Genomic DNA, 15,079 nt, shown 5'->3' with positions numbered 1-15,079 from the left:
AAAAATCACTGACATAGGGTTGTCAGTAGTAACTGTTTTCTTTGTATCATCAACCAAAAAACAAACGACATGACGATGATTGCAATGTTCTTGAAAGAGTTAGACCAAGAAGCGGTTAGTACTCGCAAAATGTTATCAATAGTGCCAGAAGATAAATTTAACTGGCAGCCACATCCTAGAAGTATGACTGTTTTAAGACTTGTAAAACACATTGCCGAGTTACCTTCTTGGGTTGTGCTTGCCCTTACTACCAGTGAGTTAGATTTTGCAGCAACACCCTATGAACCTATAAAAATCAATTCAACCGCTGAACTTTTAGAGGTGTTTGAAAAAACGCTTGAAGACGCAAAAAATCATTTATTGACTGCCAGCGAAGAACAATTAAATGAAAGTTGGACATTGAGAAGTGGTGATACTATTTACAGTACTACTTCAAAAAGTGAAACTATTCGTCATGCTTACTGTCAAATTGTACATCATAGAGCTCAATTAGGCGTTTTTCTTCGCTTACTTGATATTCCAATTCCTGGTTGTTATGGTCCGAGTGCTGATGAAATGAATTTATTATAACAAGATAAAGACCCTACTCAAACCTCATCTCAAAAGAGATGAGGTTTTTTTTACCAAAAGTTATCATATTAAAAACAAGATATTGGAGCAGCCGCCACTGCAAGTAAGGTAATTATTAGATAATTATTTTTTGATGAATGCTAATCCAATCAATATCTTTGTTGAAATAAAAACATACAAATATGTTAGCTATCAACAAAATTCATCACATTGCTATTATCTGTGCTGATTATACAATATCTAAAAAGTTTTATACCGAAATACTTGGTTTCAAAATTGAAAACGAGGTATTCAGAACAGAAAGAAATTCCTATAAATTAGATTTATCTGTTAACGGTGTATATCAAATTGAGTTATTTTCATTCCCAAATCCTCCCGCTCGTCCTTCCAGACCTGAATCTTGTGGTTTAAGACATTTAGCTTTTGAAGTAAATGATGTTCAAAAAACACATAATTATTTAACAGGATTCAATATAGACTGCGAGCGTATTAGAATTGATGAATTAACTGATAAACAATTCTTTTTTATAAGTGACCCAGATGGATTACCCATTGAGTTTTATGAAAAATAATAAGTTTTAAACTTTGAAAAAAAGTGGTACTATTTTATTCAAATAGCACCACGTCACTTTAAGAATTAGAGGCAATTTGTGTGATTGAACTAAAAATCTGCAAGGGTTAGTCGCTATTGATACTTAAAATAGGTCTAGTAATTTCATAAAAAATCCTCAGGCGGATAGTATATATTATGGTAATCTAGCCATTCTTGGAGTATGCTTTTTTTTCTTTTTGGCACTCCAATTTGTACAGCTTCACTAAAATTATTTTTTAACTTTACGTAGAGAATATTAAGTATTTGAGAGTACAACACAAACGATACTTCATCTGGCCTGAACTCATCTCCTGATTCGTTCTTCAACTGAAAAGATACATTTTCATTCATAGCTTTTAAAGATTTATAGAAGTAAAAAATGCTCTTAATGAATTACAAAAACTTACAGAATCTAAGTATATTATATTTTTTTTCAATCTTTAGATGTATTTCTTCAACAAAATAAGGAAGTTTTCATTGAAGATTTTAGCGTAAAAATACCTGTTTTACAAAAAAAGCAAATTTACCTAATCAATTTAATCTATGATAAATAATAACAATAATGAGGTGATTTCTTGGGAAGACTTTGAAAAAGTGATACTCCAAGTCGGTACAATTTTAGAAGCAAGAGACTTCCAAAAGGCCAAAAAGCCCGCATATCAGTTGTCAATTGACTTTGGGGAAGAGTTAGGTATCAAGTACTCATCAGCTCAACTTACAAAACTATATAGCAAAGAAGATTTGATTGGTCGCCAAGTAATTTGTGTAACGAATTTTCCACCCAGACAAATCGCAAATTTTTTCTCAGAAGTATTAGTAACAGGCATTGTGTTGCCTGATGGTGAAGTAGTTTTAACTTCCGTAGAAAGAAAAGTACCTAATGGTACGAGACTAGCCTAAACATATTTTAAAAAGTTTTTACGCTGATAAGGATTAAACTTTATCAAATTTTATAACATAATTTAAAACCTTTAGTAAATTGCATTATTATTGAACCTCAACATCTTAAATCAAATGAAAACCACATTCATCCTCTTATTCTCCTTAATGGTTTTTTCCGAAGCTTCTGGTTTTGGATTGATTGAGTATTCTACAGTAATGCACACCAAACATCGTAACAAACAAGATACTTTACGAAACAATAGCCAGCAATTTGAAGTTACACAAGCAAACCAAGTACTGAAAAAAGAACCCGAAAAACCTGCTGACAATCACTTTACTAAATCTTTAATCCAATGGATTGCGAATGGAGTAAAGTCAACTGTAGAATTTATTACTAGTGCTTTTGTAAGTATTGTAAAATCTATTGTCGCCGCAATTATCAGTTTGTTTACTTCTAAAGCTTGGTAATAATTAAATCATTTACAATTAATAATAGCTTGGAATAGCATAGCTACTTGAGCTACAATTCCATGAAAATACTGATTAAAACTAAAGTAAATCAAAGTCTTGCTAATGTTTGGAAAGGTTTTGACTTGAAACTATTCAAAGCACTCTCTCCTCCTTTTCCTCCAGTTATTATTCGGCAATTTGATGGTTGTCTTGAAGGCGATATTGTTCATTTAGAATTAAATTTTATTCTTTTTAAACAAGATTGGATTTCTTCAATTATTGAACAAAAAACGACAGAATCTAGCATTTACTTTATTGACAAAGGAACTAAACTGCCATTTTTTTTAAAATATTGGCATCATCAACATACAATGATAAGTGAGGAATCGGGTACAGTGATTATTGATGATATTACTTTCAACACTCCTTTTATTTTGACGGATTACTTGATGTATCCCTTACTTTATCTTCAATTTTTATACAGAAAACCCATTTACAAACGATATTTCCGCTAAAGCAAAATCCACTCTAAATTTGCAAAGAGTGGATTTTTTGTGTTAATTCGTTTTGACAAAATACATTTAATTGAAATCAACGAGTAAAAATCTCATCATTTCGACCCAAACAAACTTAATCTTAAATGAAGCTAAACATTACCACTAAAATTATCATCGGTTTTATTATCGGAATAATTGTAGGACAAATCATGCACACTCAGCTTAGTGTTGAGCAAATTGCAGATGCTAGTAAAAATATTAAATTATTAGGAGATATATTTCTAAGAAGCATTCACTTAATTGTTGGGCCACTTATTTTTTGTACTTTATCTGTTGGTGTTGCCAAATTAGGAGATTTCCGTTTGGTGGGCAGAATAGGTTTAAAAACATTGGCTTATTTTTACTTCGCCACCATCCTTTCTTTATTAGTTGGTTTAGTTTTCGTAAATATTACTCGTCCCGGAGAATTTGGTACTTGGAAATTACCAGCCTCTGGTGTAGAAACTGGCGTAACTGTCAAACCTTTAAAAACTTTTAGAGATTTCCTTTTTGAAATTTTCCCTGATAATATCTTTCAAGTTTTTGCCGAAAATAAAACTTTAGGAATCATCATGGTTTCAATCGTTTTTGGAATAGCATTGGCAACGATGGGAGAACATGGCAAAAAAATATCAAAAGGTATTGATTGGATTGGGGAAGCAATCTTCAAAATCGTTGGTTATATAATGCTATTAGCACCATTTGCTGTTTTTGCATCCATGACCAATGTAATTGCTCAAAATGGTTTAGGCGTTTTAGCATCTTATGCTTACTTAATTGTTTGTTTCTTTGCCGCTTTACTATTCTTTATTTTCGTTGTACTTTGGTTGATTTGCTATGTATTGAAGATTCCTTACTGGCGTTTGATGACTACGATGAAAGATGCTATTTTACTTTCTTTCAGTACAGCAAGTTCAGAAGCATCAATGCCAAAGCAAATTGAATCTTTAAAAAGTTTGGGAATCAGCGAAAGAATCATCGGTTTTGTTTTGCCTTTGGGTTATAGTTTTAATTTGGATGGCTCGATGATGTACATGACTTTCGCTACTGGTTTTATCGCTCAGGCTTATGGAATGCCATTGAACTTAGACCAACAAATTACGATGCTTTTAACGCTGTTATTAGCAAGTAAAGGTATCGCTGGCGTGCCACGTGCCAGTTTGGTGGTAATTATGGGTACAATGACACTCTTTGGACTTCCACAAGAAGGTTTGGTGTTACTTCTTGGCGTAGATCCTTTCTTAGATATGGGTCGTTCGGCAACTTCTGTTGTTGGTAATGCAGTTGCAACTGTAGTAGTAAGTAAATGGGAAGGTGAAACGCTTAATGAAGCATAAACTGAAATTTTATTCATAAAAAATCCCCACAAGTAAGTTGATATTACTTGTGGGGATTTTTTATGAATTGTCTTTAAACAATTTCGACATTAGCAGCACGCTTTGCTGGAAAATAAGATGCCAATAAAGTAATCACAACTACAACAATGGTGGTGAAAAAGAAATCTGAAAACTGCATTTTTACTGGATAAGCATCAATCAACGCACCTACAATGCCCATCGAAATAAAGCCATAAGTTTGTTGTAACCAACATAAAGTAAATCCTAAAACCAAACCTACGATTGCTCCTGTAAAAGCAACAATAGCACCTTCTGATAAAAAGATTTTCTGAATCATTCGGGAATCTGCTCCCATTGCATAAAGTGTTTTAACGTCTTCTTTTTTCTCGATGGCTAACATTGAAAGGGAGAAAAATATATTAAAACTGGCAATGCCAATGATAAAAGTAAGCGTTAAGAACACAAAAAGCTTTTCAATTTTAATCGCTCTCAACAAACTGGCGTGTTGCTCATCTTGATTTTGAACGATATAATTTGTTCCTAAAATTTCTTGTACTTTGTCTTGAATATTCGCTGTTGCTTCTTCATTAGCTACTTTTATTTCAATCGCTGTGCGTTGATTGTCTAGTTCAAATAAATTCTGTGCAAACGAAAGCGGTGCATAAATATAATTATCATCGTATTGCTGTTCAATTGCAAAGATTCCAGCAGGTACTAAATTTTGTTTATTAAATGCGTCGGTTGCGTAAAAATCTAGGGTTTTACTTTGCTTATTTCTGGGATACCAAACTTCTAATGGCGTAAAAAAAGCATCAATATCAATCCCTAATTTAACCGCAATACCCGAACCAACAATTGAATAAGCAATGCCATTATCGTCCAATATTGCGTGACCGTCAATCATCATTTTCTTCAAACGCTCTTGTTTCAAGAAACTTTCATCAACGCCTTTTAGGTTAACAACCATTTGTGCATCACGATAACGCAACAAAACATTCTCTTCAATTACTTGTGTGATACTTTCTACGCCTTGTACTTTGCTAATTTTTTGTAATAAGGCTGGCGGACAATTGAAGTATTTTCCTTTCTTCGGACTAATCTTTAAATCAGCATCAAAGCTTTTGTATAAACCTCTTTGAAAATCTTCTAATCCATTAAAAACCGACAATACCACCACTAAAGCCATCGTTCCAACACCTACGCCCAACATCGAAATCATCGAAATTAAGGAAATGAAGGACGTTTTCTTTCTAGCAAAAAAGTATCGTTTAGCAATAAAGAAAGGGAAATTCATATTTCTTTTTGTGATTGGTAATTGGTGATTAGTGATTAGAAGGTGGAGCTTTTAGTGATTTAATTTTGGGGTGATTAGTAAATTGTAATTAGAGATTATAAGAAATACTTTTTCACAGAAATATTCAATAAGATTTTAGGGGAAATCCTAAAAAACCTTCTAATCACTAATTACCAATTACTAATCACTAAAAAACTAATCTATCTCTATTTCTTCTCCTTCTTTCAAAGGTGGGATATCTAATCCAGAAATTAGAGCGTCCATTTGAGCGGCGTACTCTGCGGTATCATCAATAAAAAATTCAAGATTCGGAATAATCCTTGCTTGGTTACGGATTCTATTTCCTAAAATACCTCTGATATGTTTAGATTTTTCACGGATGTCTTGTAATAAACCTGCTTTATCATTGGCTAACATAAAGCTTAGATACACTCTTGCAATTGCCAAATCGGGGGTCATTTTAACTTCTGTGATCGTTACAAAAGCCTTCCCGAAAGTTGTACGCATATCTTTTTGAAAAATATCGCTTAAATCTTGTTGAATTAATTTAGCGAATTGTTGTTGTCTCTTCGATTCCATTTTAATTTTAATTTCTGCAAATTCTGATTATCGTAATTTGCGCTACCACATAATATCTTATGCTCTTCTTTCAATAATCTCACAAATTTCGGAATAATTCTTGGATTCACCGTAAATTCGTGAAAAACTTGATTACCTTCATACAATATGCTCAGTTTCTTTAAAGTAAACGCTGTCTATCAAATCTTTAGTTTATTGATTTTACTTATCCTTATCCGAATGCCCGTGTATTTGGTAGGGTTACCTCAGCTAATCCCTGAATTGCAATGGATGTTGGTTGGCGAGCAAATCAATAAAGGCTTTGTGATGTACTCTGAAATTTGGGATAATACTGCACCACTTTCTACTTTAGTCTATGCTGGTCTTGATGGACTTTTCGGTCGGTCGCAATCGGTTTATCAAATCGTAGCACTTTTTGTTACTTATTTTCAGGCGGTTTACTTTAATGTAATGATTAATAATAGAGATATTTTAGCCAAAAGAAATTATTTACCCGGGCTATTCTACTTATTGTTCATGAATATTTCTTTCGATTGTTGTACTTTATCGCCTGTCTTAATGGCAACAACCTTCGTATTGCTTTCACTTGGAACATTAGTAAAACAAATGAACCGATTAGAAGCGACTGACGAGGTATTTGAAATCGGCTTTTTAATTGGTATCGCTACTTTATTTTATCCACCAGCAGGAATATTTATTTTATGGGCTACGGCTTCCCTTTTATTCTTTAGTGGTACAACGTTACGTCAACACTCTTTATCAATATTCGGCTTTATTTTTCCCTTATCACTCACGGCTTTGTTTTTCTATTTAAGTGGTAGTTATGAAGCTTTTTCCAGAAATTTCATTTCTTCTGTTTTGCAAATTCGTCAGTATGATTTGAATGACTTCAGAAGTTTGCTTGCTACTTTGTTATTGCCAATTACTTTTGGAGTTTTAGGTTTTTTAAGATTAGTCAATGCTGTAGGTTTTAATAACTACCAAATTCGTTGCCAACAAGTAATGATGATTTGGGCAATTGCTGGTGTGCTTTCTATCGGTTTAATGCCCTTTTTAGCACCGATGCAGTTTATCATTTTTGTACCTGCTATTGCTTTTTTTACGGTAAGTTTCTTTAACAATACTAAAAGAGCTTGGTTGGCTGAGTTAACTTGTCTGGCTTTATTCGCTGCTGTTTTATTGATTCATTATCAAGCTGTTTACTTCAAAGGTGTGGAAACTTTGGTGCAATTAAAAAGTCTAAAATTGAAGGAAGACCCTGCTATTAAGTTGACTAATAAAAAAATATTGGTGCTCGGAGATGGCATGGAGGAATACAAAAATAATTTTGCTGCTACGCCATATATCAACTGGAGTTTGGCAAAATATGAATTGGAAAATCTTGACAACTACGATAACGTTATCAATATTCTTAGAAATGTAGAGAACGATTATCCAGAATTTATTATCGACAAAGTAAATCTTGCACCGAAATTGTTTAAACGAATTCCTGCTTTGGCTAGGAAGTATCATTCAGTTGGCGATGGCGTTTATGAATTGAATAATAGGATATAAATATTAGTCACTCGAATTTTAAAATCACAAAAAAGCGGTCGAAAAACTAATTTCGACCGCTTTTACTTTTTGTACCTTTAAAACCTAGCAAGGAATTTTATTTACTCTTAGCTGATGTCTTCCTCCTTCAAATTCAGTAGTAAGAAAAACGTTTGTGATTTCAATGGCTTCTTCCAAAGTCACAAAACGAGCTGGAATACATAATACATTCGCATCGTTGTGCTGACGAATCAATGAAGATACTTCTGCATTCCAAGCTAAACCTGCACGAATTCCCTGATGCTTATTGGCTGTAATAGCTACTCCGTTGGCACTTCCACATAATAAAATACCAAAAGTATATTCTTTGCTTTCAACAGCTAAAGAAAGGGGGTGTGCAAAATCTGCATAGTCGCAAGAGGCATTGCTGTATGGCCCGAAATCATTTACTTCGTAACCTTTTGCGGTTAAATATGTTATTAATTCGGCTTTGTAATCAAACCCTGCGTGGTCGCCACCGATGGCGATTTTCTTAATAAATTCCATAAAAATTATGTATTTGTAAAATCGAACGATTTTTTTTTCGTTATTTCAACCTATTCATTAACAAAGGTACAAAGTATCAATATTTTTTTAACGATTAAAATTTAAAAAGCTATGACAGAAAGAGAGAGCGGGAAATTAATGACGCATGATGAGAAAATAAAAAAAGCTTTCGTTGACCATACTTGGGCGGAAATTCATTCAGAAGAATCTTGGAGAACCTTCAAAATCATGTCTGAATTTGTAGAGGGTGTAGATAAATTGGCTAAAATTGGTCCTTGTGTTTCGATTTTTGGCTCGGCAAGAACAAAACCCGACAATCCATATTATTTAATGGCTGAGGAAATTGCTTCTAAATTGGTACGCCACGGTTATGGTGTTATTACTGGTGGTGGGCCGGGTATCATGGAAGCGGGTAATAAAGGTGCGAAATTGCAAGGTGGGAAATCGGTAGGTTTGAACATTGAATTGCCTTTCGAACAAAAACCGAATGATTATATCGACCGTGATAAAAGTATCGACTTTGAATATTTCTTTGTGCGTAAAGTAATGTTTGTGAAATATTCTCAAGGGTTTATCATCATGCCGGGTGGCTTTGGTACACTTGATGAAATGTTTGAATCGCTTACTTTGATGCAAACTCAAAAGATTGGTCGCTTCCCTGTGGTATTGGTTGGTAAAAAATACTGGGGTGGTTTATTTGATTGGATTAAAGAAACGATGGTACCAGAGGGAACTATCAATCCTGATGATTTGGATTTAGTTTCTTTGGTTGATAATCCGACGGATGCCGTGAAAGTAATTGATGATTTTTATGCTAAGTATTTGTTGAAACCTAATTTTTAGGATTAACATGACACAAATTCACTTTCAATTGCGGGCGATTTAATTCACCCGCAGTTGACAACTCTCTTTTACTCCTTCCCTCCTCTTTTCGGTCTTGATACATTGTATTTTTTAGTCAATTCTTCAATTTCTTTGATGATATTACCATAATCGGCTGTGGGATATACCATTTCTAGGGCTTTTAATAGATTAAAAAGGCTTTTGAATCGTGCTATGGCTATCATTTTACTTTCCTTGAAATTCTTTTCAGGTAAGTTTACTCTTGACATTACCATTATTATGTACAAACTATTAAATGCCAAATTATCTGTTTTCAAGGCTTGAAGCCAGTCTGATAAATGCAGTTTGGTGATGGCTTGGCTCAGACTTTCATCATTTTCAAAATCCCTTATCAGGCTATTCGTTATCTCGGTTTGGTCGTAATATTTCCTTTTTTCAATCTGCTTTCCATACTTGGCAAAGGTTCTCAAAATACTTTTGCCAGCCTCTCGATAATCGGCATTAAAATGCTTTAAATAGCTTGTAGCAATTTCTCTGATGCCTTGTGTTAGCTGATTTCTACGAGTATCCAGCTCCTTTAAACCCTCAGTGTGTGGATTCTTTCTAGCCGTTGAGAAAATCAGGTTGAGTTGTTCTATCTCGGAAGAGAGTTCCGCCATTTTTTGACTTACTTCGGTAGTTGGTTGATTCAACGTTTTACAAATGGAGATAACAGTTTCCAGAAAGCCAATGGTCGAGGCGTTGGAATAGTGGTAGATTTTTGAGGTATGTATCATGCTGTAAACTATTTAGATGAATATTTTCCAAGAAAACGGAGCTTGGCTTTAAATAGTTTGTTTCATGACGTTTTTTTATTCTCTAACAAACTGAAACAGGATAGTTAATATCATTTCTAGTCATTTTCTAATAGAAATAGTATGGATACATATATTTCTATTCATTTTCAAATAGAAATAGTACAGATATACATGTTCCTAATTATTCCCTAACATAAATAATATAAATACAAGTGTATCTATTCATTTTCCAGCAGAAATAGATTAGATACAGATGTTTCTAATCATTTCTCAACAGAAATAGCATAGATACATCTATTTCTAAATAGGCTAAAACAAAAATAGGTCAGCAACCGATGTTACTGACCTGTTTTTGAGAAAAGGGACGAAAAAATCTGTAATGAAAAGGTGCTGTAGTATCATTTCACCTTTCACATCAACATTATTTCTTCGGCTCATTTAGTTCAATCACATAACCGTCTGGGTCGGTTACATAAATTTGAAATGCACCATCAAAACGCATTTGTCTGTGATACGCCACATTGTTTGCTTTCAAAAACGCCTCGATTCCATCTGCCGAATTTGTCGGGATTGATAAAGAGAAATGCGCTCCGTTCTTATCATTGTTTGCTACAGGTTGTTCTCTGCCCAATAGTAAATGTAATTCTTGTCCAGGTGCAATCTTAAACCATCTTCTAATCGCTAATAAATTATCTGGCACATCTACAGGCGACAAACCGATAATTTCACGGTAAAACTTAGCACTTACTTTCAAATCTTTTACGGCTAAACCAACGTGGTTGTAAGAAAGAATTTCAATCCCTTTTTGGGGTGTATCCTGTGCAACAGCCTGCGAAGCAAAGCCAGTACACATCAAAAGGGCAATTATTAAGCGTATAGTTTTCATGGATTGAATTTGGTTGTTTATAAATTTCCTTTTTTTAATTCTTTTACCGCATAATCGGCTGCACGGGCAGTCATTGCCATGTAGGTAAGCGATGGATTTACGCAAGAAGCCGAAGTCATAAAAGCTCCATCCGTGACAAACACATTTTTGCAAGCCCACACCTGATTCCACTTATTGAGTACCGAAGTTTTAGGGTCGTGACCCATGCGGGCAGTTCCCATTTCATGAATTCCTAAACCGGGATAACTAATGTCGTCATAAGCGTTTACGTTTTTGAAACCTGCGGCTTCTAGCATCTCAGCGGCATCGTTTTTCATATCCACCCGCATTTTCAATTCATTCTCCTTGAATTCAGCATCCATTCTTAAAACAGGTTGCCCCCATTTATCGGTAATTTCTTTAGAAAGCTCCACTTTGTTTTCGTAGTAAGGCAAGCATTCACCGAAACCTCCCAAATCCATACTCCAGTTACCAATTTGCGTTTGTTTATTTTTGAGCGAAGCCCCAAACTCCTCCTCTCCTGCCCACTGTCTGTATCGTCTTGCACCGCCTTCGTAGCCAAAACCACGCAAATAATCACGTTTATCAGTACCAATATTACGGAAACGTGGCACGTATCCTCCCACTGGATTTCGTCCTTTGTAGTACTTATCTTTAAATAACTCTGTTTCGCCATAAGCACCAATTCTGAAGTGATGATCCATCAAATTATGTCCTAACTCACCGCTATCATCCATCCCATTCGGGAAACGGTTTGAAGTAGAATTCAACAAAATAAAAGTAGAACCCAAAGCAGAAGCATTCAAGAAAACGATTTTGGCGAAAAACTCATGCCATTCACCTGTGCGTTCATCAATTACTCTTACGCCTTTGGCTTTCTTTTTTTGTTCATCATAAATAATTGAATTGACGATAGAATGTGGACGAACCGTAAGATTTCCCGTCTTTTGAGCAGCAGGCAAAGTAGCAGCCTGCGAACTAAAGTACGCCCCAAACGGACAACCACGCATACACATATCTCGTGACTGACAAGAAGCTCGTCCAAGTGCAGTTTGTTCGGCAGTAGGTTGCGTAAGATGTGCCCCACGACCATGAATTAAATAGCGATTAGGAAATTTCTGACGTATTGTTTTCGAAAAATGTTCTTCGGCACAAGTAAATTCTATCGGTGGCTGAAACTCGCCATCGGGTAAATGTGGAAGTCCGTCACGAGAACCACAAATACCTGCAAATTTTTCTACATAACTATACCAAGGGGCAATGTCCTTATAACGAATAGGCCAATCGGTTCCGATGCCTTCTTTCAGATTCGCTTCAAAATCTATATCACTCAAACGCAAAGAAACCCTTCCCCACATCAATGAACGTCCACCCACATGGTATCCACGAATCCAATCAAAACGCTTGGTTTCGAGATATGGATTTTCTAAATCGTTTACAAAATGTTCATGAGTAGATTCTGTGATGGCAAAACCAGTGCGGTTTTGGATAGGATGTTTGGCGATAATATCAAGAGGAGCTCTACCGCCGTGTTCAAAATTCCAAGGGTCGGTTAGGGCGGTTTTGTAGTCTTTTACGTGTTCAATATTGCGTCCACGTTCCAGCACGAGTACTTTTAGTCCTTTCTGCGAAAGCTCTTTAGCAGCCCAGCCTCCGCTAATCCCCGAACCCACTACAATGGCATCAAAAGTGTTTTTTTCAAAATGGTTATTGTTGATATTCATTTTTAGGAATGTTTAATAATAGTCTTTGGGATAAAAGTAAAAAATATCTTTGTAAACCCATGCAAACCTGTGGGGTTAAGGAGAAGGAAGGTGTTTTATTTTCTTAAATTGAAGCGAATTGAAATTATAATTCATGTATATTTAAACTAACAATTAAATCGGAATCATTAACCATGGAAGCACTCACTGTACAAACAATCATCAAAGCACCGATAGAAAAGGTTTGGAAGTGCTGGACTACTCCAGCTGATATTATTCAGTGGAACAACCCGTCGGAAGATTGGGAAACGACTAGCGTAGCGGTAGATTTAAAAGATAATGGAAAGTTTATCTATAAAATGAAAGCAAAAAACGGCAGCGTAGCTTTTGATTTTACGGGTACTTACGACAAAATAATCATCAACGAATACATTGAATCTACTTTATTCGATCATAGAAAAGTAATCAATATATTCAAACCCAATGGCGATGAAACCATTCTCATCGAAACCTTCGAACCTGAAACTGAAACGCCCATTCCTGAGCAAAAAGCCTTTACACAGGCAGTAATAGATAATTTTAAAAAATATGTAGAGGAAATTTTAACTCATTAGTTTTTATCAGCAGGTTTAAACATCAGTTGACTCGGTACAAAAGGAATTAATTTACGCTCGAACGGAACAGCTGGAATACCCAACAAATCTGCTACTTCGTTGCCTAGTAAAAAACGCATTTGTGCGGCTGGGAAAGATTTCAATAAAGGATTAGGCACAAAACTTTCTAGCGTTTGGAGTAAAGCTTTCGTTAATAATTTACCTTCCTCCGATGGTCTGAATTGACGTTTAGCAATTACTTTATCAAGTGTAAAGGCTTCTCTGAGGTTATTTGGAATTAAATCTTTTTCAACGCCCATGATATTACTGATTACATTCCAAAGGTGTAAATAAGCCTCAGCATCAGCACTTTCAGGTGCTTTCCCTGATTTCCTAAGTCCACGGATTACGATGTAAGAAAATGCCCCGTTCGTTCCCGCCATGTCTTCTTGGTTTACGGGTTTTCCCCAAGTATTATCCCAAGAGCCGTGATATTCAGAGAAAAAACGAATAGCGGCGTGCATCAATCTTACTTTTAATATTTTACGAAAAGCGACTCCGTCCTGCCAATTTTTTTCTTGCATTACTGTAAAAATAAACTCGCCAGTTTCTTCTAATCGTTTTAAAGTATCGTTCTGAATTCTTTGTGATTTTGCCAATACTCTCGCTCCGTCTGCTCCCGCATAACAATAAGGTAAAGCCAAACAAGCCAACATAATGCCGATACGCTCCTGATTTTCTTGAAAGAAATTCATTCCTTTTTGCATCATTTTCCAGTCAGCAAAGTCTGGCAAAACAGGTTGCTGATTCACAAAATCGTTGACAATTGTTAAAGAATATTTCGTTTCGTTGGTATTGAGCCATTTAAAAAAATCACGAAGCCCAACCATCTCTGTTTGCTGAAATACTTGTAGAATAATATTATCGGCTACTTCATCACCAGTTTGGCGGAGTTTGTCCATTAATTCATTAGAAAACGAGCGTGTTGGTTTGATGGGTTTCATTTTATTTTAGATAAAAGAAGCAAGATTTTAGATAAAAGAAAATCTTGTTACTTGAAAATTAAGTTCAATTTTAATAATTGCTTTGATGTAAAATCCTAATCTATCTAGAATAGCTGCTAGAGTTATTTAATAAATCATTCATAAGAGTATAACAAAATTCTAACAACATGTTTTAAATAAATAAACAAATTTCTACTTAAAAACTGTGATTTTGTACATTTTACAACTAGTAGCTTAATCTCATTTCTAGATTCTTACATCTTGACTCTTGTATCTTGATTCTTTCGTCTTGATTCTTTTGTCAAAAAAAATCTCCCCTCCCAACCCACCATTTCATCTCAAATTCCATCTTATCTTTAGAAACTGAATTTGTTAGCTATTGCTTTAAATTATGCCCGATAAACTTTCATCTTATATAGAAGAATTCCAAAAAGGTAATCATCTTGTTTTCGAGAAGATTTACCAAGCCCTTGCACCAAAAATGTTTGGGGTTTGCTTACGCTATGCCGCAGATAAAGATGAAGCCAAGGATATTTTACAAGAAAGTTTTATCAAGATTTATCATCAACTGAAAAACTTTAGAAATGAAGGCTCTTTTGAAGGTTGGGCAAAACGAGTGGTTGTCAACACCGCTTTAGCATATTTTAGAAGTAAAACCAAATGGAAAAACATTGCTTTTGAAGACAGTGAAGAGGTTTATGATATAGAAAGTGAAGATGATATTTTAGGCTATTTGTCCAATCAAGAAATTTTACAATTGATTCAGGAATTACCGCCTTCGTACAGATTAGTGTTTAACCTATATGTTTTTGAAGGATTGAAACACCGAGAAATTGCCGAACAATTGGGCATTGGCGAAGGTACTTCTAAATCTAATTTGGCAGATGCCAGAAGAATTTTACAGAAAAAATTATCGGGAGTAACGAAATAAAGA

Annotated in this window: 17 protein-coding genes; 10 read left to right on the top strand and 7 right to left on the bottom strand. The window is 34.9% G+C overall.

The window, feature by feature from the left end; translation table 11 throughout:
- Window positions 1-69 precede the first annotated feature (69 nt).
- The 6 genes from HNP25_RS11585 to HNP25_RS11560 all read left to right on the top strand — a co-directional run bounded on the left by HNP25_RS11585 (window position 70) and on the right by HNP25_RS11560 (window position 4,367).
- Window positions 70-570: a DinB family protein gene (locus tag HNP25_RS11585; RefSeq protein WP_184134307.1), complete on the top strand. Its 501-nt coding sequence runs from the start codon at window positions 70-72 to the stop codon at window positions 568-570.
- Between the two features lie 182 nt (window positions 571-752).
- Window positions 753-1,142, top strand: coding sequence for an SMU1112c/YaeR family gloxylase I-like metalloprotein (gene gloA2, locus HNP25_RS11580; RefSeq protein WP_184134305.1), 390 nt, complete (start codon window positions 753-755; stop codon window positions 1,140-1,142).
- A gap of 563 nt (window positions 1,143-1,705) precedes the next feature.
- On the top strand, window positions 1,706-2,062 hold the full coding sequence (locus HNP25_RS11575; protein ID WP_184134304.1) for a tRNA-binding protein: 357 nt from the start codon (window positions 1,706-1,708) through the stop codon (window positions 2,060-2,062).
- Window positions 2,063-2,176: 114 nt separating this feature from the next.
- Complete coding sequence (locus tag HNP25_RS11570) at window positions 2,177-2,512, top strand: hypothetical protein (RefSeq protein WP_184134302.1); 336 nt, start codon at window positions 2,177-2,179, stop codon at window positions 2,510-2,512.
- Window positions 2,513-2,574: 62 nt separating this feature from the next.
- A complete protein-coding gene (locus HNP25_RS11565) occupies window positions 2,575-3,009 on the top strand; it encodes an SRPBCC family protein (RefSeq protein ID WP_184134300.1) in 435 nt (144 codons plus the stop codon).
- A 125-nt stretch (window positions 3,010-3,134) separates the two neighbouring features.
- Window positions 3,135-4,367, top strand: coding sequence for a dicarboxylate/amino acid:cation symporter (locus tag HNP25_RS11560; protein WP_184134299.1), 1,233 nt, complete (start codon window positions 3,135-3,137; stop codon window positions 4,365-4,367).
- Window positions 4,368-4,440: 73 nt separating this feature from the next.
- Here the strand turns inward: HNP25_RS11560 and HNP25_RS11555 are convergent, their stop codons facing one another.
- On the bottom strand, window positions 4,441-5,661 hold the full coding sequence (locus HNP25_RS11555) for an ABC transporter permease (protein WP_184134297.1): 1,221 nt from the start codon (window positions 5,659-5,661) through the stop codon (window positions 4,441-4,443).
- Between the two features lie 195 nt (window positions 5,662-5,856).
- Window positions 5,857-6,240: a 30S ribosome-binding factor RbfA gene (gene rbfA, locus HNP25_RS11550; protein ID WP_184134296.1), complete on the bottom strand. Its 384-nt coding sequence runs from the start codon at window positions 6,238-6,240 to the stop codon at window positions 5,857-5,859.
- A gap of 147 nt (window positions 6,241-6,387) precedes the next feature.
- On the opposite strand from rbfA, the gene HNP25_RS11545 reads away from it, so the two are divergent.
- A complete protein-coding gene (locus tag HNP25_RS11545; protein WP_184134294.1) occupies window positions 6,388-7,794 on the top strand; it encodes a hypothetical protein in 1,407 nt (468 codons plus the stop codon).
- Between the two features lie 84 nt (window positions 7,795-7,878).
- Here the strand turns inward: HNP25_RS11545 and rpiB are convergent, their stop codons facing one another.
- Window positions 7,879-8,319 carry a ribose 5-phosphate isomerase B gene (gene rpiB / locus HNP25_RS11540; RefSeq protein WP_184134292.1) on the bottom strand — a complete coding sequence of 147 codons (441 nt, stop codon included), beginning with the start codon at window positions 8,317-8,319 and terminating at the stop codon, window positions 7,879-7,881.
- Between the two features lie 111 nt (window positions 8,320-8,430).
- Between rpiB and HNP25_RS11535 the strand changes: the two genes are divergently transcribed.
- Window positions 8,431-9,162, top strand: a complete 732-nt coding sequence (locus tag HNP25_RS11535; RefSeq protein WP_184134291.1) for an LOG family protein — start codon at window positions 8,431-8,433, stop codon at window positions 9,160-9,162.
- 68 nt (window positions 9,163-9,230) lie between these two features.
- Here the strand turns inward: HNP25_RS11535 and HNP25_RS11530 are convergent, their stop codons facing one another.
- The 3 genes from HNP25_RS11530 to HNP25_RS11520 all read right to left on the bottom strand — a co-directional run bounded on the left by HNP25_RS11530 (window position 9,231) and on the right by HNP25_RS11520 (window position 12,569).
- Window positions 9,231-9,938: a DUF6261 family protein gene (locus tag HNP25_RS11530; protein ID WP_184134289.1), complete on the bottom strand. Its 708-nt coding sequence runs from the start codon at window positions 9,936-9,938 to the stop codon at window positions 9,231-9,233.
- Window positions 9,939-10,380: 442 nt separating this feature from the next.
- Window positions 10,381-10,845 carry a VOC family protein gene (locus HNP25_RS11525; RefSeq protein WP_184134287.1) on the bottom strand — a complete coding sequence of 155 codons (465 nt, stop codon included), beginning with the start codon at window positions 10,843-10,845 and terminating at the stop codon, window positions 10,381-10,383.
- Window positions 10,846-10,862: 17 nt separating this feature from the next.
- Complete coding sequence (locus HNP25_RS11520; RefSeq protein WP_184134286.1) at window positions 10,863-12,569, bottom strand: GMC oxidoreductase; 1,707 nt, start codon at window positions 12,567-12,569, stop codon at window positions 10,863-10,865.
- Window positions 12,570-12,742: 173 nt separating this feature from the next.
- Between HNP25_RS11520 and HNP25_RS11515 the strand changes: the two genes are divergently transcribed.
- On the top strand, window positions 12,743-13,162 hold the full coding sequence (locus HNP25_RS11515) for an SRPBCC domain-containing protein (protein ID WP_184134284.1): 420 nt from the start codon (window positions 12,743-12,745) through the stop codon (window positions 13,160-13,162).
- Here the strand turns inward: HNP25_RS11515 and HNP25_RS11510 are convergent.
- Window positions 13,159-14,145, bottom strand: coding sequence for an oxygenase MpaB family protein (locus tag HNP25_RS11510; RefSeq protein ID WP_184134282.1), 987 nt, complete (start codon window positions 14,143-14,145; stop codon window positions 13,159-13,161). The two genes, HNP25_RS11515 and HNP25_RS11510, sit on opposite strands and share 4 nt — an antisense overlap.
- A 391-nt stretch (window positions 14,146-14,536) precedes the next feature.
- Here HNP25_RS11510 and HNP25_RS11505 point away from each other — a divergent pair, with 391 nt between their 5' ends.
- Entirely contained in the window at window positions 14,537-15,076 is a 540-nt protein-coding gene (locus tag HNP25_RS11505; RefSeq protein ID WP_184134280.1) for an RNA polymerase sigma factor, read from the top strand.
- Window positions 15,077-15,079: the final 3 nt, after the last annotated feature.

Origin of the sequence: Arcicella rosea (assembly GCF_014204325.1) — a bacterium.
Taxonomy (GTDB): Bacteria; Bacteroidota; Bacteroidia; order Cytophagales; family Spirosomataceae; genus Arcicella; species Arcicella rosea_A.
The sequence above is the reverse complement of the archived record's forward strand: the minus strand, read 5'-3'. Positions and strand labels throughout refer to the sequence as shown.